At 56.1% G+C, this 21,439-nt stretch carries 17 protein-coding genes; 6 read left to right on the plus strand and 11 right to left on the minus strand.

Translation table 11 applies throughout. The annotated features are described in order from the left end of the window. Positions 1–214: 214 nt before the first annotated feature. The 11 genes from CAUR_RS11965 to CAUR_RS12015 form a co-directional block, all read right to left on the minus strand. On the minus strand, positions 215–424 hold the full coding sequence (locus CAUR_RS11965; protein WP_015909192.1) for a hypothetical protein: 210 nt from the start codon (positions 422–424) through the stop codon (positions 215–217). Between the two features lie 1,009 nt (positions 425–1,433). Then, entirely contained in the window at positions 1,434–1,646 is a 213-nt protein-coding gene (locus tag CAUR_RS11970) for a hypothetical protein (RefSeq protein WP_044233614.1), read from the minus strand. Between the two features lie 702 nt (positions 1,647–2,348). Beyond that, a complete protein-coding gene (locus tag CAUR_RS11975) occupies positions 2,349–3,785 on the minus strand; it encodes a rhamnulokinase (protein WP_012258145.1) in 1,437 nt (478 codons plus the stop codon). 12 nt (positions 3,786–3,797) lie between these two features. Beyond that, positions 3,798–5,990, minus strand: coding sequence for a bifunctional rhamnulose-1-phosphate aldolase/short-chain dehydrogenase (locus tag CAUR_RS11980; protein WP_012258146.1), 2,193 nt, complete (start codon positions 5,988–5,990; stop codon positions 3,798–3,800). A 45-nt stretch (positions 5,991–6,035) separates the two neighbouring features. Further along, a complete protein-coding gene (locus CAUR_RS11985) occupies positions 6,036–7,319 on the minus strand; it encodes an L-rhamnose isomerase (protein ID WP_012258147.1) in 1,284 nt (427 codons plus the stop codon). Between the two features lie 207 nt (positions 7,320–7,526). Next, positions 7,527–7,850 carry an L-rhamnose mutarotase gene (locus CAUR_RS11990; RefSeq protein ID WP_012258148.1) on the minus strand — a complete coding sequence of 108 codons (324 nt, stop codon included), beginning with the start codon at positions 7,848–7,850 and terminating at the stop codon, positions 7,527–7,529. A gap of 121 nt (positions 7,851–7,971) precedes the next feature. Beyond that, positions 7,972–10,098: a rhamnose ABC transporter substrate-binding protein gene (locus tag CAUR_RS11995; RefSeq protein WP_012258149.1), complete on the minus strand. Its 2,127-nt coding sequence runs from the start codon at positions 10,096–10,098 to the stop codon at positions 7,972–7,974. Positions 10,099–10,155: 57 nt separating this feature from the next. Beyond that, a complete protein-coding gene (locus tag CAUR_RS12000) occupies positions 10,156–11,169 on the minus strand; it encodes an ABC transporter permease (protein WP_012258150.1) in 1,014 nt (337 codons plus the stop codon). After that, positions 11,159–12,190 carry an ABC transporter permease gene (locus CAUR_RS12005; protein ID WP_012258151.1) on the minus strand — a complete coding sequence of 344 codons (1,032 nt, stop codon included), beginning with the start codon at positions 12,188–12,190 and terminating at the stop codon, positions 11,159–11,161. Before CAUR_RS12005 ends, CAUR_RS12000 begins: the two co-directional genes overlap by 11 nt. A gap of 75 nt (positions 12,191–12,265) precedes the next feature. Next, complete coding sequence (locus CAUR_RS12010) at positions 12,266–13,777, minus strand: sugar ABC transporter ATP-binding protein (RefSeq protein ID WP_012258152.1); 1,512 nt, start codon at positions 13,775–13,777, stop codon at positions 12,266–12,268. A 10-nt stretch (positions 13,778–13,787) separates the two neighbouring features. After that, positions 13,788–14,570: a DeoR/GlpR family DNA-binding transcription regulator gene (locus CAUR_RS12015; RefSeq protein WP_012258153.1), complete on the minus strand. Its 783-nt coding sequence runs from the start codon at positions 14,568–14,570 to the stop codon at positions 13,788–13,790. Positions 14,571–15,780: 1,210 nt separating this feature from the next. Between CAUR_RS12015 and CAUR_RS12020 the strand changes: the two genes are divergently transcribed. Genes CAUR_RS12020 through CAUR_RS12045 form a run of 6 tightly spaced genes read left to right on the plus strand, consistent with a single transcriptional unit; the run spans position 15,781 to position 21,431 of the window. Beyond that, positions 15,781–17,445 carry a Cas10/Cmr2 second palm domain-containing protein gene (locus tag CAUR_RS12020; RefSeq protein WP_012258154.1) on the plus strand — a complete coding sequence of 555 codons (1,665 nt, stop codon included), beginning with the start codon at positions 15,781–15,783 and terminating at the stop codon, positions 17,443–17,445. Then, positions 17,445–18,113: an RAMP superfamily CRISPR-associated protein gene (locus CAUR_RS12025; RefSeq protein ID WP_012258155.1), complete on the plus strand. Its 669-nt coding sequence runs from the start codon at positions 17,445–17,447 to the stop codon at positions 18,111–18,113. Before CAUR_RS12020 ends, CAUR_RS12025 begins: the two co-directional genes overlap by 1 nt. Continuing rightward, entirely contained in the window at positions 18,097–19,299 is a 1,203-nt protein-coding gene (gene csx10, locus CAUR_RS12030; protein WP_012258156.1) for a type III-D CRISPR-associated RAMP protein Csx10, read from the plus strand. The genes CAUR_RS12025 and csx10 overlap by 17 nt, the downstream gene beginning before the upstream one ends. Continuing rightward, complete coding sequence (locus tag CAUR_RS12035) at positions 19,296–19,751, plus strand: hypothetical protein (protein WP_012258157.1); 456 nt, start codon at positions 19,296–19,298, stop codon at positions 19,749–19,751. The genes csx10 and CAUR_RS12035 overlap by 4 nt, the downstream gene beginning before the upstream one ends. Continuing rightward, entirely contained in the window at positions 19,748–20,554 is an 807-nt protein-coding gene (csx7, locus tag CAUR_RS12040) for a type III CRISPR-associated RAMP protein Csx7 (RefSeq protein ID WP_012258158.1), read from the plus strand. The genes CAUR_RS12035 and csx7 overlap by 4 nt, the downstream gene beginning before the upstream one ends. Then, a complete protein-coding gene (locus tag CAUR_RS12045; protein ID WP_012258159.1) occupies positions 20,547–21,431 on the plus strand; it encodes an RAMP superfamily CRISPR-associated protein in 885 nt (294 codons plus the stop codon). The genes csx7 and CAUR_RS12045 overlap by 8 nt, the downstream gene beginning before the upstream one ends. Positions 21,432–21,439: the final 8 nt, after the last annotated feature.

Raw genomic sequence — 21,439 nt, forward strand, 5'->3', positions numbered from 1 at the left:
AACACATCACTGCCGAAAGGGGTGTGCCGGTCTATCAGTTGCCGGTGGATAGCAGAAGGCTGGACACGGGTCGTATGGTTGGGAGTACGAAAGCCATGCTTCCGCACACACCATAGCCCACTATGCGCTCACCAGTGTATCGCGGGCCACATCCCGGTGTGGTGCAAAAGAATGCCCCTGTTCCAGGCATAGTCAGGAACAGAGGCTTATCAGATCAGGCATTGGTACGCCGTACCCATTCTAACATGCGCTGCCACCACGTCCGCTCGCGGTTCGACCGCTTCGCCACACGCTCTAGTTGCTCACGTTCGGCATCGCGGTTCGACCGCTTTGCCATACGAATTAATCGCTCACGTTCGGCATTACGGATCAGATCACGTTGGTGGATTTCAGCCGCAGCCAATTCTAACCAGGTATCTCCCATAGGTACCCTCCTCGATTATTGGGTAACGAACTGACGCCATTGTCGTTCGTTGGATGAAAGGCACGTTCGGTACCTCACATCAGAACTAAGCATAGCCAATGAAAGAGGGTTTGTGCAAAAAAGAACAATCACGGTTGGTTGTTAGTTGACTACCGGAGTGTCAGTTCAGTTTGCGATCACGTTGCAGGAGGCATACCGTGATCTAACATCTGGTGCAATAGCGGTCATAACATGCAATGATCACCATGACACCACACCTGAGCGTTGTACTGCTATGCGCACGCCGGAGGCGCGTCCTGAGCGCACGCCTCCGGCGCGTTCCCACCGGAAACCGCACATCGTGCCTGCTTCCAGCGTAGTATCGCCCCCTGAACCAGTGTGTAACAGCGGGAGTCGTCCTGGCCTGGCGGTTCCTGCCCCCAGCAGGGGCGGCGAGGGTGGGGCATGTCTATCCGCTCTGGAAGCGCGCGTCTCCAGCTCATCCTGGGAGCGCGTCTCCGGCGCGCTCCCACCGGAAACCGCACATCGTGCCTGCTTCCAGCGTAGTATCGTCCCCTGAACCAGTGTGTAACAGCGGGAGTCATCCTGGCCTGGCGGTTCCCGCCCCCAGCGGGGGCGGGTGAGGGTGGGGGCGTTTCTGTCCGCCCTGGGAGCGCACGCCTCCGGCGCACTACGTAAACCGCAATCGTGCCTGCTTCCAGCGTAGTATCGCCCCCTGAACCAGTGTGTAACAGCGGGAGTCATCCTGGCCTGGCAGTTCCCGCCCCCAGCGGGGGCGGGTGAGGGTGGGGGCGTGTCTGTCCGCTCTGGAAGCGCGCGCGCCGCCGACGCGCTACTGATACCGCACATCGTGCCTGCTTCCAACGAGGTACCATCCCCTGAACCAACGCACGATAGCGAGAGCCATTCCACCCTCCAGCAGGGGCGGGCTATGCATTACCCACAACTGGTGTCAACCACGTGCGTATCAGCGGGGATGATCGCCATAGGTGCTGTTGTGGGCGACTGGTCAGGTGACAGTGCGCCGCTCCAGCCGTGCCGGCACGTGCTGGATGAATTGCTTTACCCGTTCGTCATACGTGTGTCGCGCGGTGTGGAGTGCGGCAGCCATGCTGCCGCGCCAGCCACGCTCACGATCCAGCGCGGATTGCAGCGGACTCCCGTGCCGGTACGTGACTCTGATGATGGGGATGGCTGAACGCAGGCCGGCAGCCTGCCCCACAGCGTACTCGTGCCGGTGGTGTGTAGAGGCGGGTTCCGGAGGGGCGGGTTGAGAACCCGCCCCTCCGGACGGTATCTGTACCGTTCACCTGACCATCCAAGGGATGCGGTGAATAGGAATGAATAGGAATGTCTTGCATCGCGTGCAGTGGATAGTTGTTCAGATGTGATTGCAGCCGCTACGCTTCCCGCTTTCGCGCGGCACTATGCCTTACCCATACCCGGGTTGACCTTACTTCGCTCATGTGCAGCGCCTATCTCATTGTGCGCGATCCTGGTCACTATCGCGTTGCATCGCTGTCGCGTGGGTCTCACGTCACGAATGGGAAGCGGATGGTCGCAGTGGTAGCGGCGGTAGCCAGTGTATTAGACCGTGGGGTAGGCTGGAAGCCTGCCAGCGGTAGAGATGATGCCTGCACGCAGGCTGGAAGCCTGCGCCACAGGGAGCGCTGGCAGCCCGCCCTAACGCAGCGTGACATGTGGGTAATGTATAGGCGGGGGCGGGTGAGGGTGGGGGCGTGTTACAGCACACCGCACGGTGCTGCCGGATCGGCAGACGCAGGGAGAGCCAGTAGCATACGTTTCCAGGCGTGGCGGAACACAACGTACACCACTTCCCCGCACCTCTGCTCTTCCCGTGGCCGAGGTGCGGGCGCGCGGTGGCTTCACCTGTTCCTCATTCGGTCACCGCGCCACCCAATCCTCACATCAACACCCCCGGCCGGTATGTAGTCTGGCTGACCGACGCCGCAGCAACCTGCCGTGCCGTCGCCAGATCAGGCAGATACCCCATCGCTATCGCCTGCACCAGAATGTTGCCCAGGGCCGTGCCTTCGGTTGGCCCGGCAACTACCGGTCGCCGGCACAGATCGGCCGTTAACTGGCAGAGGAGCGTGTTCTGACTGCCGCCACCAACAATCCGTACCGTCGTGATCGGTTGACCGGTGAGATCGGCCAGCGCATCAATGACCTCTCGGTAACGTAACGCCAGGCTATCGAGGCAGCAGCGGGCAATCTCGCCTACCGTCTCTGGTACGGGCTGACCATTGCGTCGGCAGTATTCGCGGATGCGGGCCGGCATGTCGCCAACGGCCAGGAATTCTGGCGCGTCGGGGTCGATATATGAACGTCCTGCTGGTGCAGCAGCAGCCTGCGCGATGATCGCATCCCAACTCAGGTTCAGGCCATCGGCCTGCCAGCAGCGCTGACACTCTTGCAAGAGCCATAATCCGCTGACATTTTTGAGCAGGCGAATCGTTCCATACACGCCACCTTCGTTCGTCACGTTCAGGCGGCGGGCAGCTTCATTGATCAGTGGTTCGCTGCGCTCCACCCCTACCAGGCTCCACGTCCCACTACTGATGTAGGCGCTCTGGGCATCAAGGTGAGGTACGGCAGCAACGGCACTGGCGGTGTCGTGCGTGCCGACCGCCACCACCGTAACGTTGCCCGGCAGTCCGAGCGCTTCACGCAGTTCGGGCACGAGAGGGCCAAGCGGCGTTCCCGGCATAACCAGTGGTGGTAGCAAGTGAGTTGGGATGCCCAACCGCTCCAGGAGATCGGTTGCCCATACCCGTCGTCGGGCATCGAGGAACATGGTCGTTGACGCATTGGTATACTCGGCGACCCGTTTCCCGGTCAGCCAGTAGTGAAAGAGATCGGGTATAAGCAACATCGTGGCTGCTCGCGGCAAGCGGTCACCCTGCCGTTCGGCGTACAACTGGTAGAGGGTGTTGAAAGGGAGCCGTTGCAGCCCGGTACGCTCATATAGTTCGGTCGGCGGGATAATCGCATCAACTCGCTCGGCCATGCCTTCATTGCGAGCATCGCGGTAGGCGAAGGGATCACCGATGAGATTACCCGCTTCATCAATCAGGCCGTAATCGACTGCCCAGGTGTCGATCCCAATGCTGGCTAACCGGCTTGATTGCTCGTGACGGGCGTAGGTACGCAGTCCGTGCTGCACCTCGTGCCAGAGTCGATTGACATCCCAAAACAGATGACCGTCACGCTCGATCATCCCATTCGGAAAGCGATGGATCTCCTCCAGGGTGAAGCGTGTGCCGTCCCAACGCCCTAGAATGACGCGCCCGCTCGAAGCACCGATGTCAATCGCAATAAAATGTGCCAGTTCTGTCATGGTGTTGCCCCCTCAACGCAGGAAGGCTTCGTGGAGTCCGCCGTCAACCGTGATGATCTGGCCGGTTGTCTGACTCAGCCGCTGGCTCAGGAGCAGGAAAAAGGCTTCGGCCTGGTCGGCTGGCGTGATTGGGCGCTTGAGCAGTGAGCGTTCAGCGTAGAAACGGGCCAGTTTGTCGGTGAGCACGTCGGTCGGTTCGTCGGCAGTGAACGGAATCCCGTATTTGGTCAATGACGCGATCACCCGCTCACGCGGAAACATGCCGCTTCCTTGCACGACAGTCGCCGGGGCTACACCGTTGACCCTCACCAGCGGTGCCAGTTCGATAGCCAGTTCACGGATCAGATGATTGGCTGCGGCTTTGCTGGTATCGTAGGCGAGCGATCCCTTCTTGGCAACTACTGCATTCACCGATGTTGTCAAGACGAGGTTGGCCGGTAAACCCTGTTTACGCCAGATACGGGCAGCTTCATCGGCCACCAGATAGTGACCGGTGACATTGATGGCAAAGGTTAATGCCCATTGTTCGTCGCGAATGCGGCCTTCGCTATCGGGAGCGACAAAGATACCGGCAGTCACCGCTACGGCGTCCAGACCGCCGTAGGCCAGTACAACTTGTTCGAGCATTGTCCGCACACTGGTGCGATCCGTGATGTCGGCCACCAGCCCGATTGCCGGGCCGCAAGCCGAAATATCACTCCCGGCAACCCCAATGCCCATCCCGTGGCGATCAATGATCGCCTGTGCCGTTGCCTGCGCCGCTGCTCCATCTTTATCCACACAAACGATATGCGCACCCTCGTTAGCCAGCCGTAAAGCCACCTCACGACCGATGCCACTCCCGCCACCGACGACAGCTATCACCTGACGGGCCAGCTCCTTCTCCGGCGGCATTCGTCGCAGTTTGGCCTCTTCAAGCTGCCAGTACTCGATATCAAAGGCTTCTTGTAGCGGTAGTGCAGTGTATTCGTCAATCGCTTCAGCACCGCGCATCACCTCTATCGCTGCCGTATAAAACTCTGCCGTCACCCGCGACTCGCTCTTGTCTTTGCCCCAGGCGATCATCCCCAGTCCCGGAATGAGAATCACGCTTGGATTCGGATCGCGCATCGGTGGTGAGTCGGGACGGCGGTGGGTTTCGTAGTAGTGGGTGTAATCGGCGCGATAGCGTTCAAGTCCTACGGCCAGTTTGCGCTGTAAATCGTCGAGCGTTTCCGCCTGGGGATGCCAGTCAATGTAAAGCGGCTTAATCTTCGTCCGCAGAAAATGATCAGGACAACTGGTGCCCAATTCGGCCAGGCGAGGTGCATCGACACTATTGACAAAGCGGAGCGTGGTCGCATCGTCCTGAATGGTGGCGATGAAGCGTCGTTGCTGGCTGATCTGCCCTCGCAGCCAGGGTAAGATGGCCGCCAGAACTGAGCGGCGTTGTTCAAATGGGAGTGCATCATAGCGCGCACCACCAAACGTTGCCTCGCCACGATCATGGGCTTCGATGTATCGTGCTGCACGCTCGATCAGATCAAGCGTCCGCTCATAGCATTCCTGATCATCATCGGCCCAATTGATCAATCCGTGCCCGCCGAGAATGACCCCCTTCGCCTGCGGATGCTCACGACAAATCTGCTCCAGCTTCAGACCGAGATCAAAACCCGGACGTTGCCAAGGCATCCAGATAACCTCATCACCGTAAATCTCGCGCGTCAATCGCTCGCCGTTGCGTGAAGCAGCGATGGCGATCACCGCATTCGGATGCATGTGATCGACGTGACGGTAGGGAATGAACGCATGGAGCGGTGTATCAATGGATGACGCCCGTGGGTTGAGATTGAAGGTGCAGTGCGGGTAGAGATCAACCATCGCATCCTCGATGGCAGTCTTCGGGCCGCGAGCCGGATCGCGCAGATACATCGTGCGCAATTCGCGTAATTTGCGTAGTTCGAGTGAAGCAAAATTGGCGCGGGTGCTGGTGCGCAAATCACCACCTGAACCTTTCACCCACAACACCTCGACCGGCGCTGCCGTGAGTGGATCACGCTCGGTGATCTTAGCCGATGTGTTTCCGCCGCCGGTATTCGTAATCCGCTGATCACTCCCTAACAGATTCGAGCGGTATACCAGACGTGCTACCGGATCGAGTGTCGCTGCATAGGCTGCATCCCACCCATACTTGACATGGCGAAACCGAGTGTTATCTGTGTTCATCAGGAAACTCCCTGTCTGACGAAGAGACCTTGTTTGTCGCAACGACTAGCTACGCATCGCCAGGACTGCTGCTTCATAGTGACGGATCTCGTTGAGAAACGCGATCCCTATCGGAACGTCGTGACGGTAACAGTACATGTCCCAGACCGCCTGCCACGGCATTCCCTTGAGTTCTTCGAGGATGGCAAGACGGGCAGTTGTATCACCCGCCAGTTCCAGTTCGCGGAGCCGTCCCGTAGGTTCAAGCAAGGCGATCAGTAACGCCCGCAGAACATTCCGGGCGCCGATTGTCCAGGCCGCTACCCGATTGATACTGGCGTCGAAGAAATCGAGGCCGATATGCGTGCGTGACAGAAACCCACCACGCACCACTTCCTGCATCATCGCCTGGGTTTCATCTGAAAGTGTGACTACGTGATCACTGTCCCAACGCACACCGCGACTGACGTGTAACAGGAGTTCATCAACAAACAGTAAGACTGCCGAAATCTTATCGGAAATCACTTCGGTCGGATGAAAATGGCCACTATCAAGGCAGATCAGCAGTCCTGGATGACTCACCGCATACCCTAGGTAGAACTCGTGTGAGCCAACGACATAGCTCTCAGAACCGATGCCAAAGAGCTTGGCTTCAACGGCATCGCGGTTATGCGCCGGATCGAGCGGCTCGGCCAGAATGGCGTCCAGCGATTCACGCAAGCGCTGCCGTGGCCCTAACCGGTCAACCGGATTATCTTTCATGCCATCGGGTATCCAGATATTGGTGACGCACGGTGTTCCCAGCTCGCGCCCAAAGTGTGCCCCAATTCGCCGGCAGGCGATACAGTGATCGATCCAAAACCGGCGAATCGCCGGATCGGGATGGGCCAGCGTCATCCCATCCGCTGCCAGTGGATGTGAAAAGCAGGTCGGGTTGAAATCGATCCCATGACCGTTTGCTTTTGCCCAATCCAGCCAGGTGGCGAAGTGTTCAGGGCGCAGCTCGTCCCGACTCACCTTAACCCCACCGGTTTCCGCGTAGATGGCGTGCAGGTTGAGCCGGTGCCGACCGGGTAAGAGGCGATAGACCAGATCGAGATCACTGCGTAATTCATCGCCGTTGCGGGCTTTGCCGGGATAGTTTCCGGTTGCCGCGATGCCACCCTCTAGCGGGCCACCGGGATTTTCAAAGCCGCCTACATCGTCGCCTTGCCAGCAGTGAAGGCTCAGGCTGACAGTGGCCAGGGTTGTCATTGCCGCTTCAGTATCAACACCGAGGGCCGCGTAACGTTCACGTGCTACAGTGTACGCTGCTTCAATCTGCGCCGGCGTCGGAGCAGTAAAGGTCATACGTTTCCTCCTGTGCCGGATAACCGGCCTGTCGTCCGGTATCAATCTCTCGTTATATCCGGGCCGCGCTAGTGACGCTGCCCTATCTATTGCGGACAACGATCAGGTGTCGCCCATTATGCAACTCTTCCCATACATAACAGAGTCGTGCGCCCGACGTGACACCTGCTGTCAGCGTGTAGTGCAGATGGGCATCATCTGCCAGTGTCAATCCAGATGAAATACCTCTTCCAGTTGCACCATGCTCTGGTCGGCGTATGCACCGCTAAGATTCTCAAAATAGGGAGCCATCATTGCCTGCCAGCGTGCATTCACCTCTTCTGTAGCCATCCCGGCCAGGGCTTTCTCAAAACTCTCCGGGACTTCAACATAGCCAAACAACAACCCATCATCACGCATGAACAGGGTATAGTTGTGCCAGCCATGCCGGCGCAGGGCGTCGAGCATCTCCGGCCAGACATTGGCATGATGGGCCTTGTACTCTTCGATCAGCTCCGGTTTGACTTTGAGCGTGAAACCAACTCGTTTCATGGTTGCCTCTCCGGGGGTAACAAGATCATTGATAACAATGGAAACATCTCTATAGTATCACTACGCCTATCTTTAGTGTGAGCGACGGCAGGGATGATCTCCCTGCCGTCTGCAACATCAATTACTCATTCACGTTTTCGGCAGTGTAGACGGTGAACGGCCCCATCAGCACCCGTAGCCCGTTCGGTCGCGTCGGATCCTTCTCGATGGTGTAGGTGCCCATCCGCCCGGCGTTGAAGCGCTCACCTTCCACCCCCTGCAACTGACCGGTGGCAATGCCGTAGGCCAGATAGTAGGTCAGATAACCCAGGTCTTTGAAGCTCCAGAGGGCAAACTGCGGCGCACACCCGCTGAGGGTGTAGCTGGCCATCTCTGCCGGCAGACCCAGCCCCGACACCTTGACCCGGTCGCACAACCCTTCGTCGGTCATCGCCTTGGCTGCCGCCGCGATGCCAACGGTGGTGGGGGCCATAATCAGCTTCAAATTCGGGTATTTATCGACCAGCGCCAACGCCTGGTTGTAGCTCTCCTCGGACTGGTCGTTACCATAGACGGTGTCAACCAGTTTGAGATTGGCATACTTCGGCTCGGTCAAGACCTGCTTCATCGCCGCGATCCAGGCGTTCTGGTTGGCGGCATCGGGTGAGGCCGAGAGAATGGCAAACTCACCCCCCTCCGGGCCGAGGATCGACAGCGCCATATCGGCCATCACCCGCCCGGTCTCGCTGAAATCAACCTGCGCGACAAAGACGCTCTCGCCTTGCGCCGAGGGGATGGGCGAGTCCCAGGTGATTACCTTCACTCCTGCCGCCTGCGCTGCCTGGGCAGCAGCGGCAATCTGGTCACCGGCGTTATTCGAGAGCATCACCGCCTTCACCCCCTGCGTCGCCGCGTTGGTCAGCGTCTCGATCTGACCGGCCACCGAATTCTCGGCGGTTGGCCCGGTGAAGATTAACTGTCCCGGATTGCCCAACTCGGCGTGCGCTTCCTTGGCGCCTTCGTGTGCCTGATCGAAGACGGCGATCCCCAGGAACTTGGGCAGCAGGATCATATCGGCCTGCAAGCCCGGTTGCAACGTGATCGGAGCATTACCCGTCCCGCTCGGTGCCTCAACCTCTTGCAAGATGTTTTCGGCAGTGTAGACGGTGAACGGCCCCATCAGCACCCGTAGCCCGTTTGGTCGCGTCGGGTCCTTCTCGATGGTGTAGGTACCCATCCGCCCGGCGTTGAAGCGCTCACCCTCAACCCCCTGTAATGCGCCGGAAGCGATCAGATACGTCAGATGATAGGTCAGATAACCCAGGTCTGTGAAGCTCCAGAGGGCAAACTGCGGCGCACACCCGCTCAGCGTGTAGCTAACCATCTCGGACGGCAGACCCAGCCCTGACACCTTGACCCGGTCGCACAGCCCTTCGTCGGTCATCGCCTTGGCTGCCGCCGCGATGCCAACGGTGGTGGGGGCCATAATCAGCTTCAAATTCGGGTATTTATCGACCAGCGCCAACGCCTGGTTGTAGCTTTCCTCGGACTGGTCGTTGCCGTAGACGGTGTCAACCAGTTTGAGATTGGCATACTTCGGCTCGGTCAATACCTCTTTCATCGCCGCAATCCAGGCGTTCTGGTTGGCGGCATCGGGCGAGGCCGAGAGAATGGCAAACTCACCACCCTCTGGGCCAAGGATCGACAGCGCCATATCGGCCATCACTCGTCCGGTCTCGTTGAAATCAACCTGCGCGACAAAGACACTCTCGCCTTGCGCCGAGGGGATGGGCGAATCCCAGGTGATCACCTTCACCCCTGCCGCCTGGGCTGCCTGGGCAGCGGCGGCAATCTGGTCACCGGCGTTATTCGAGAGCATCACCGCCTTCACGCCCTGCGTCGCCGCGTTGGTCAGCGTCTCGATCTGCCCGGCCACCGAGTTCTCGGCGGTTGGCCCGGTGAAGATCAATTCGCCCTTGTTTTGCAGTTCGGCGTGTGCTTCCTTAGCGCCTTCGTATGCCTGATCAAAGACGGCGATCCCCAGGAACTTGGGCAACAGGATCATATCGATATCCAGACCAGGTGTTGCCGACACAACGCTACCGGTTGGTGCAGTCGTCGGCGCAGGAGCACTGGTTGGCGCCGGGGCACTGGTCGGTGCCGGGGCACTGGTTGGGGCAGGCGTCTGAGCTTGCGGTGTACAGGCTGCCAGCAACAGAGCGACGATCAGCAGAACAACCGGAAAGAGATGGGATTTTGTCAACTTCATAGACACACTCCTCTAACCACGAGCAACGATTGAACACCACTGTTCGATACCTGTCATCTACGACGAAACACTGGTCTCGATTTCGGCAGGCACCTCCTTTCGCTGTACAATGCGTCGTTGCCAGCGTTCACGCACAATCTGAGCCAGATTAGGCAACAACACCGAGAGGATCAACAACAAGCCCACAACACCGGTTTGCACGTTGCCCGTTACATTGAGCAACGACATCCCGTTGCGCAGATTGAGGATAACGAGGATCGAAAGTCCGACGCCAACCAGATTGCCGACCCCGCCAAAGATGCTTACGCCGCCGAGGAGCACCATCGTGATAATATCCAGCTCAAACCCATCGGCGGTATTCCCTCGCACAGCACCCAGCCGGGCTGCCAGCAAAATACCGGCCAGCGCCGCAATCAGACCAGAGGCGACAAAGAGACCGAGCTTCAGCCGGGCAACATCGATGCCGGAATAGCGGGCAACCGCCGCGTTATGGCCCACCACGTAGACCAGACGACCAACGCCGGAGTATTGCAGAACGACGAAGGCAATCGCGAACAGACAGCCAAAGACGATCAGACTGAAAGGGAATGGGCCGATCAGTGGTTGCTGTCCAAGCGCAGTAAACCAGGCTGGAAAACCTCCAATCGAACGATCCTCGATCAGAATCCGGGCCACGCCACGAAACCCGATCATACCGGCCAGGGTCACTGCCAGCGACGGTAGCCCGACATAGGCGACCCAGAAACCGTTGAATGCGCCACACAACGCACCGGCCAGCAGCGCCACCACAATCGCCAGCTCCATCGGTATGCCTTGCTCGAAGAGAACAGCCACGATACAGGCAGCCAACCCCATCACCGACGCCACTGACAGATCGATCTCACCATTGATGATGATGAAGGTCATCACCAGCGCCACAATAATCTTCTCGATTGACAATTGAAAGAGATTAATCTGATTATTCAGGCTTACATACGCCGGAGCCAGATTGGTGTTGATGATTGCAACCAGCAGCAAAACTGCCAGTAACAACCCCTCCCAACTCAGCAGGCGACGCAGTTTAGCGTTCATGGCCGACCTCCGCACGCAAGGCCGGCGCTGCCCACAAACGGCGTAGCCAGCCTAAAATGACCGAGTCTGAAGCAACTGCCAGCAGGATCAACAATCCCAAGAGAGCATCACGCCAGAACTCACTGATACCGAGCCAGCGCAACAGCCCCTGGCCGAGCAAGTCGATGAGGAAAGCACCCAATAGCGCACCCAGCACCGTTCCCGATCCGCCAAACGTGTTCACACCACCAACAACCACTGCCGCCACCGACTCGAGTTCGATGCCCTGCCCGGCAACCGCCGTGATATTGCCAAAGCGGGCCAGAAACAGGAACCCGGCCAACCCGGCGAGCATGCCGCAGAGCACAAACGCTGCCAGCACCATACGCTGAGCCGGCAAACCGGCAAAACGTGCTGCTTCGGGATTGGAACCAATCGCGTACAATCGCCGACCGAAGATGGTGTAGCCCAACACCAACTGAAACACCACCACGGCAACAACCGTAATCGCAAACAGTGGTCGAACGGCAAAATCACCGATAGAGAAGAGATTCTGTCTGCTCAACTCAACCACCCACGACGGCAGCGAGTCGACAGTAATCGTGCGTGCATTCGCGTAATTAATCAGCAACATCCGGTAGATTGCCAGCGTCCCCAGGGTTGTAATAATCGCCGGCACCCGGCCATAGGCCACAATCAGACCATTGATCAGACCCATCGTACCGCCCACCAGCAGGGCCAGCCCTACCGCAACGAGCGGCGGTAAGCCGTTATTCGCGGCCAGTTGCGCACCGACAAAATAGGCGGTAAAGCCAACGATAGAACCTACTGACAGATCGATATTGCGGGTCAGCACCACGAGCGTCTGCCCGATGGCTACCATACCGACAATCGCCACACTCGACGTAATGCGGTTAAACGTGCGCGCCGAGAGGAAATTTTCGATCTGCCAGCCAAAAATCAACAGCGCAATGACGATTAACCCGATCAAACTCAACTCGCGGATCTGCTCTGGCCGAATCCGCTGTCGCCACGTATTCATGGTGTGCTCCCTACCTGACCTACCGGTAATCTTCCTCAGCGCGTGATCAACTGTTCCATGCCGTTCTCTAGGGAATCACCCGACCGGCATCCCGTCATACATTTGGCCCATCGCCGCTGCCAGCACCCGTTCCTGAGTTGCTTCCTGACGTGAAAAGATCGCCATCTGTCGGCCCTCACGCATCACTAACACCCGATCACTCATCGCCAGCACCTCGGGCAAATCCGACGAGATGAGAATGATGGCAATCCCTTCCGCCGCCAGATCATCAATCATCTGGTGCACCTCAGCCTTTGCCCCAACATCGATCCCGCGGGTTGGTTCATCGAGGATCAACAAACGAGGCCGGGTATTAAGCCATTTGCTCAGCATCACCTTCTGCTGATTGCCACCTGACAGTTTGCCCACTTCGACCGCCACTGAGGGTGCCCGGATGGCCAGCCGTTGGCGATACGCCTCGGCGGTCGCAATCTCATCTGCCTGTCGTAACAAACCGAGTGGATTGAGATAGCGACGGAGCGTTGGTAAGGTGATATTGGCCGCAATCGACATAGGCAACGAAAGGCCGAGACCGCGCCGATCCTCACTGACATACGCGATACCGTGACGCATAGCCTGACGGGGATTGGTAATTCGGACGAGTTGCCCATCGATCCGCACCGTCCCGCTATCGGCGGGAGCGATGCCGAAGAGCGCCAGCCCCACATCGGTGCGTCGTGCCCCAACCAGACCGGCAAAGCCCAACACTTCCCCAGCCCGCACATCAAACGAAATCCCCTGGAACGCACCCTGACGGCTCAGATCACGCACCTCTACCAGCACCTGATCGCGCACCGTATGACGGCGCGGAAAGAGCTGCTCAACACTCCGCCCGGCCATATCACGAATCGCCTGTTCGGGCGTCACCTCAGCGCGTGGCGCTGAAGAGATCAGCCGGCCATCACGAAACACCGTAATGCGGTCGGCAATCGCAAACACCTCTTCCATCCGGTGCGAAATAAAGAGGATGGCCACCCCTTGATCGCGCAAACGTCGCACAATTGCAAAGAGCTGCTCCACTTCATGCGCCGACAGCGCTGCCGTCGGCTCATCCATAATCAACACACGCACCTGAAGCGCCAGCGCCTTCGCAATCTCTACCGTCTGCTGGGCAGCGACACTCAACCCACGGGCCGGCAGACGCACATCCAGCCGCACATCGAGTTGCGCCAGCAGCGCCTCCGCCTCGCGGTACATCCGTCCCCAATCGACAAACGGCCCCCGACCGGCGTGAGCGATAAAAATATTCTCAGCCACATTCAGATCGGGATACATCAGCGGTTCCTGATAGATCGCCGCAATCCCCAACCGCTGTGCAGCCAGCGTACTCCCGATATGCACCGGACGGCCATCGAGCAGGATCTGACCGCTATCAGGCTGGTACACACCGGTCATAATCTTGATCAACGTAGACTTACCGGCGCCATTCTCACCGAGCAGCGCATGCACCTCACCCGGATACAACCGCAAACTGACGCCATCGAGCGCCTGCGTATTACCGAACCGCCGCGAAATATCGCGTATCTCAAGCACCGGCGAAACCTGCATACAACCCTCACTACACAATCGTGATCGGAAAAAAACCGGTAAACGGTGCACTCCGCTCCGGAGCATCCGGCCCGGCGGTAATCAAATGGTGAATCGCATCCACCGGACAAAAGCTGGTCAACGCCGTCTGACCGAGCTTACTGCTATCAAGCACCGCAATCACCCGATCCACGTGGCGCACCATCTCAGCTTTCAGCAACCCTTCGGGAATAGAACTTTCGGTCAAACCTTTCGCCACAGTCAGACCACGTGCCGAAAAAAAACCCTTATCAGCGTGCAGTCGTTGCAACATCTCTTCGGCCAGCGTACCGGTGAGCGAACCGGTATCACCGCGCACCTGCCCACCGATCACAATCGTCGTAATTGCCGGATTAGCGCCCAACGCCAGCGCCAGATGCATCCCATTCGTAATGACCGTCAAATTACGGCGATCCGCAATCTGACGGGCAATCGCATAGGCCGTCGTACTGGCATCGAGCATCACCGTATCACCATCGACGATCAACTCAGCCGCAATACGGGCAATCCGCTCCTTCTCGGCTGCCTGCTGCTTCAAACGCGAAGCGAAACTGCCTTCAGGCCAGAGCGGTCGATCCAAAACAGCCCCACCCCACACCCGGCGCAGCATACCCTCGCGTTCGAGAATGGCAAAATCGCTCCGAATCGTCACCTCAGAAACACCGAGCTGCTCGGCACACCACTTCACAGTGATCTGACCGTAGCGCTGGAGCAAGGCCATAATCTGATCACGCCGTACTTCTGGCGGAAGCGCATCATTGCTGTGATCTGTCATACACGATTGCCCCGTTCGATACTTATCGGGAATGGTTTCCATAGTCTATAGTGATTTTCAAGATTTGTCAAGTACTTACGAGATTTTACGAATTTAGTGGGGAGTGAAAGAAGGTCGTAACCAGTTCTCACCACCAATACCGGGTGAGAAGCGGATCGCGAGCATCTCCCTCGTACATTCGAGAGAATCGCGTGCTGCTGGATGATCGCCGCATTCGGTTATATCAAATCGGGTGCACGAGCGTTCATAACCCGTGGCCCGACAATCCCTCTGCCACCACGCCTGAGCGCGGACGCACAGAACTGGCATTGCCGTTCAGCCCGCAGTAGTCTCCCGTTTCGGCGAGGGTACCGTTGTCAGCCAGGGTTGTCAGTGGCGCAGCGCAGCATTTGGAGTGCGGCAGCCACACTGCCGCATGACCGTGCTCACGCTCCGGTGCGGGTCGCAGCGGTTTCCCTGCCGGTTACAAGGAGGACAAGCGGTCAGACTTGACCATCTTCCGCGCTCATCCCGTGACCGTGGTGCAGGTCATGGACGAGCACAGGTGGAAAATCCACCCCTCAGAGCGCGGCAACCTCCATCACCGAACTGATCGACAGCGCCGAGACCAGTAGTTGTGATGCACCGTATCAATGAAGATGTGATATTACCCTGTACAAACCACGTCCCACCGGTTCTGCGCTTTACTCCCCGACGGGTCGCCAACACATTCGCAAACGCAACCGCTCCGTTTAGGGGTAAGTGCAAGTGGTTAACTGGCGCTTTACTCCCCGACGGGTCGCCAACACATTCGCAAACCCAGACGCTCTACCGCGACACCCTGCACAGGGTTGTGATGTGAGGGATCAGGACAGGCTTCTCTGGGTGTCACCCCCCCCGAAACGGTATCGGCTCGTCAGGCTTGTGGCGTTTGCGATCACCCTTGCCCTCGATGTAAAACCCGGCATCCAGAATCATCGGCATATCAGAGGTCATTTCATCTGCCAAAAGACCACTTCTACGTGTACAATATGACACATATACAAACCGATGGCCTGTAGCGGATCACCATTCGACTGATAGCGCCCCATTCCTTCTTAGACAACTGTCTGTTGTCACGTGGGTAGGAAGGAATTAGCAGGAACATTCAGCACGACTGTCGATCCCTTGTGTGCTTCTTGCTGGTATTTCTGGTGGGGGGTGTTATTGTTATTTTACTGGAGAGGCCTCTATGAGCAAAAGTGGACAACAGATACTTCTGCACGGTGATGTAGATGCTATCAAAGAGTTCGTTTTTGAAACATCTTCTCTGCCTCAGATTCGTGGCGGCAGTCAACTGCTCCTGGAATGCGAAGATGAGGTTACGAAAAAGATTGAAAAGCTGGGTGGAAAGAAAATTTATTGCTCAGGAGGCAGCTTCCTTTTCGAGCTTCCAGAAGACAAAGTTAATGATGCCAGGGAAGCTATTGAGGATATTTACTTGAAGCATACGCTAACTGCTACAGTGACAATCTCTCATGAAAGTGACCCATTACCTCCTGCGCCTGCAAGTCATCCTCACAATGGATGGTCAAAGCGGCTTTGGGATGCTCATCAACCAACTCTGCAGAGCGGCGATTTTGCTCGACGAGTGGCTTTTCTGAGTGCCCAGGTTCGTAGAATGAAGTATCAGAGGTCAAACTCCCCTTTCTTCGAGGCTATCCCCTTTGGCAAGAGGTGCGAAGCATGTGGTAAAAGAGTTGCCGTAGAGAACGTTCACCGTTACGAACCTGAAGAGCAAGAACAAGTCGAGATAGTATCATTATGTGTAGTCTGTTTGCAACGGCACAGAACAGGAGTGCGAAGCGAAGCACACACTGTTCGGGGCCGATTTAATGTGCGTTTTTATCAAAAATACCGGCAATGCAATCTTACAGCCAGGCATCCTCCAGATTTAGACCATTTAGTGAAGAGTGCTCGTCGTAACTATGTGGCGTTTCTCTATGCCGATGGGAACGATATTGGCCAGTTGCTGCAACGGGTTAGTAGTCAGGAGGAATTTGCAGCTCTTTCACAAGCATTAAGGGAAGGAACTGAACAGGCCCTGTTTGAGGCTTTATGGGAGGTATGCAGCGAGGAATTGCAGAAAGTTGACAGATACTGGCCCTTTGAAATTGTTAATATTGGTGGTGATGACGTAACACTCTTGATCCAGGCAGGTTATGCCTGGGAAGTAGCAATACGGTTCCTGGAGCGGTTTGAAAAAGAGATTAAGAGCCGGGTGACACAAAACTTGGGCTATTGGCCGCAGAGCTGGCCGCAAGCAGTTACAGCCTCGTGTGGGATTGCCGTTGCTGATGTCAAGCATCCAGTTCGCTATCTGGAGTATCTCGCTAACGATCTACTCAGGAGTGCTAAAAGAGAAGCCAAAATGGTTCAAGCACATCCTCAGAGTGCATTAACTTTTCTCTGGCTACCTACTCCTATCGCTGCAGAAAAGGCTGAGGCTTTGATGAGCTACTACCAGCGTGATATTAATAGACTCACAGCCAGGCCGTACAGCCTTGATCGGGCCAGAAAGTCCATCGCACTGGTAAAGGAAGCATCCCGATGGCCTAGGTCTTTACGCCATCGATGGGGTGAAATGTTAGACAGGGGAATGTGGATCTCGCTCAACATGATTTACTACGACATTGCCCGTAGAAGCGATCAAGATCGTCTCCAATTGACCACCTTTTTATCGGAGGTGGGCGAACTAGCCACACAGCAGGGTTATCAAACTAAAGCACCCTCATCTCTCTGGCAAGTATACAAAAAGCATAGTAGGGTTGGCTGGCAAACTGCCCTGCTCGATATCCTGGAACTGGCCGAATTGCGGGCAATGCGGGCTGATGTTCAGATAGAGGAGCAAGACTAATGGAGCGTTTATCCTTGAAATTTTACTTTACTCTAACAACAGCTTTTCATACCGCAGGGAATCGATGGCGATGGGGAGCTGATAAGGCATTGTCAAGATCGTCTGATGGTGTGTACGTTATCCCCGCGACTACGATGAAGGGTGCCTTGAGGGATCGGGCTGAGGTACTTCTGCATACCTGGGGTCAAAAAGTATGTAATGGGCCGACCCCAAATACAATGTGCCCTGATCCGAACCATCTTTGTATTGTTTGTCAAGTATTCGGTCATCCGCGTTTTCCGGCACCCCTTCGCTTTCAGGATGTACGATTTGAACTGGATACGATGACGCAAATTCGAAGTGGCGTTTCAATCAGTCGCCAACGGCGTGCTGCTTTGCCAGGACGTTTGTTCTTTATCGAGACTACTTCACCTGGTTTGCTTGAAGCTACGGCAATCTGCGAGGGATATTTTCCAGATCAGACGAGCGCTATGCAGGCCTGCGCATTAGTCATCCTGGCTGCAAGATCGATGTCTGGTATCGGTGGGGGACGTACACGAGGTATGGGATGGCTGGAGATTGAAAAAACGAGGATTGAGGCTACTGTGAATAGCTTGCCAGTCTCTCAACAACATCTGGAAATGCTTTGGAGTCAATGGTCAGGGGGCCAAAATGTGGCTGAAGATTAAGCCAAATAACCCTCTCATATTAGGTGATGTACGGGCCAGCTCTCAGTTTTTGAGTCCAACTCAGTACATTCCAGGCCGGATACTGCGGGGTGCATGGGCTGAATGGCTCCTGATCCAGGGTCGGCAGGATATTTTGCCCACTGTGCAACGTGTGCGTATTGGAAACTTTTTCCCCACAACAGAATGGCGTCCAATATGTTACGCCCTTCCGTTACCACTCAGTGCTCTAACATGCAAACAGGCAAGTGGCTTCAAAAAGGAACCACATCCCGACAATCAGGGCCATGGGGTTGTGGATGCCCTTATACCTCAACTGGCATACTCTCTTCTTGAAAGAGCCGGGGCCTGTTTTGCCGCGCCGTTCGTTCTAACATGTCTCACATGTGGCAGCCGTATGGAAGCGATAACGGGGTTTTACACAGTCTACCGTGACGGTACCACTGAACGCTACTGCCAATCACGGCTACGTTACCACTCACAGACAAAAGTGGGGATCAGTCGATACCGACGCGCTGCCGTAGAACAGGTGCTGTACACGGCGAACGCCTTAAGTCCGGTAACGGTTCAACCAGATGAAAAGGTGTCCGACTTGGTCTTTCTGGGACGCATATATGGTGAGCGATCAGATGTGGCAGACCTTATAGAGGCCATTAATCACATCGCGATTGGTGCCCTTCACACGCGAGGTTATGGTCGTGTAAAAGCTGAGGAAGCTGAGGTGGTAGGTTTTCCCGATATCGAGGAGCGAGTAAGGCTTTTCAATGAGATACTGGTTCATTGCTGGCAAGATCTGAAATCTTTGGCTACCAACGCTGAAGATCTTCCTGCAAAGCCAGAAGGCACATACTTCTCTGTAGACTTGTTAAGTCCTGGCGTATTCCAGGATAGCGGTATACCTGCTTTGGCACCAATCCTGCGTATCAACGGACAGGCACTGGAACCAGTCTGGTGGATGACGCGCCCTGATTTTGCCGGTGGTTGGTCTACCGCCTGGGGTTTGCCCAAACCGACCAACTTGGCTGCCCGTATGGGTAGTGTTTACGTGTACCGCTGGGATGGAACGTTGGATGAGATCATCTCTACTCTACAAACTTTGGAGGAACAGGGAGTCGGCAAGCGACGAGATGAAGGCTTTGGCGAGTTTCTGGTTTGTCATCCATTCCATCAGGAGGTAGAAGAGAAATGAGAAAGTTTACCGATAATCCCAGGAAGAATGCTCATATCTTGCGCGAGATAGATCGCAGAGAGGAGAAGTTAGTCCAGATGTCTAGAGATTTGGCAGACAAACTGGCTCAGATCTTTGAGAATGTAGAAAAAAAACCTCTTAGCGACAAAGACCACAAAGAGCGACAACTCCGTAATATCCAGGCTGTTGCTGAACAGAGTCCCTCCTGGCTGCCAGTAGAACTCTTTATCCGCTATCAGGCAGCCCGGAAGGAAATCTACATTGAATGGGCGGAGGAGGCGAACAGCCTTCTGGATAGTCTCAGAAGCGAAGCTCAATCGATTGTGGGTACCGACAATTCTCAGTTAGTTGGCGATGTACACATGGAACTGGTGCGGCGCACGCTTGGCTATACAGTGCGCTGGCACGTCTGGGATGCTAAGGGAACGACTCAGCGAGAGGTTAAGCAATGAGTGTCTTCGCAACATTCGCTAGTCAGACCAGAATCCAGGCAATTCTGGTAATGCAGACGGCTTTGTCTGTGAGCAGCCGCCTCTCTCTGGAGCCAACTGGTACTGACATGCCTGTGATCAAAGGACCGGATGGTCTGCCCTTCATTCCCGGCTCTTCCATTAAGGGCGTGGTGCGTTTCCAGGTGGAACGAATCCTGCGCACCTGGGATCGTAGACCAGATTTTTGGGCATGTGATCCTTTTGACGCCCCATGCATTCCGGCTAAGAAGAAGGAACAGCTCCTGAACGACGCGGAAACAGACCAGTCCTTCGCCGAGACTGTCTGGAAAGAGAGTTGCACCGCCTGTCGTCTTTTCGGATCTCCCTGGTTTGCTGGACGGGTTGCTTTCAGGGATGCGTATTTGCTTAACCCAGAAGACCTGCCAACGCTCACTCAGATCCGTGACGGCGTGGGTATTGATCGAGATCTGGGCACAGCTCGTTCAGGTATCAAGTACGATTTTGAGACTGTGATTCCCGGGGCGCGCTTCGGTCTGGAGATCCTGGCCGAGAACCTGGAAGAGTGGGAAATTGGTTTTCTCCTCACAGTCTTGCGGCTTTGGGAGGAGGGTGGTATTGCAATTGGTGGTAAGACTACCCGCGGTCCGGGCTGGGGAAAACTTCAAGAAATCAAGATACAGCGAGTAGGTATCAGCAATTTGATGGACTATCTGCTAGAGCGCAAGTCGAGTGAGGTGGCTGCGACGCAGTTTCTGCAAACGTTCCGCGAGTGGCTGAAGGAAAGGGGGGCAGGCGATGCATAAGACACGATATAACGCTCTCAGTGTAGCCTTCCAGATCAGTCCCCGCGGTCCTTTACTGATCAAAGCTGGTGGCATTTCTGCTAACCCTACATTGCCAGATATGCAGTTTGTGCGCACATATCATCCTGAGAAAGGCGAGACAGTCTACATTCCCGGCTCGTCCCTCAAGGGGGTAGTACGTGGGTTTGTAGAGAAGGCACTACGTACTCTTGATGACCACACGTCCTGGCAGTGGGCCTGCCCCACCTTTCCTGATGAAGATGAAAGCTGCGCTAAAAAACTCGGGAAAGAAGAAAACAGCGCCACGATTTACAAAAACTCCTGTGGTGCCTGTCGCCTCTTCGGCCATACCCGTCTGAAAGGTCGTGTTGCCTTCACTGACCTGCTGCCCGTGGATGAAGTCAAGACCGAGATCCGCTACGGAGTTGCTATCTCCCGGCTGAGCCATGCTGTAGCTCATGGCCCATTTGAGATGGAAGTAGCCGTTGCTGGTACCTTTGAAGGGTACCTGATTTTGGAAAATTTTGAACTTTGGCAACTGGGATTACTTGTCCTGGCATTCCAGGGTATGAACAGTGGCCTGCTCCAAATTGGCTTTGGCAAAAACCGGGGGTTTGGTGAGGTGGCCGTTCAAGTGCAGGAAGCTCGCCTGGACGAAGTCACCTCTGGCATGGAGATCGGACTCTGGCGAGGATTGGCAGACTTCGTAAGTGACGAGGAGAAGACAAGATACGGTCTCAGCACTACCTTCACCCTAAACGGAATGCCTGATCCTCTACGAACCGAACCCCTCGGGCTGTATACTCGTCGTATCTACGATCCTAAAAGATGGGATGAGGTTGCTCAAAGAGTAACAGACAAGCTAGGCACTACGTGAGGAGTCTG

It is taken from the genome of Chloroflexus aurantiacus J-10-fl (genome assembly GCF_000018865.1).
GTDB classification, from domain to species: domain Bacteria; phylum Chloroflexota; class Chloroflexia; order Chloroflexales; family Chloroflexaceae; genus Chloroflexus; species Chloroflexus aurantiacus.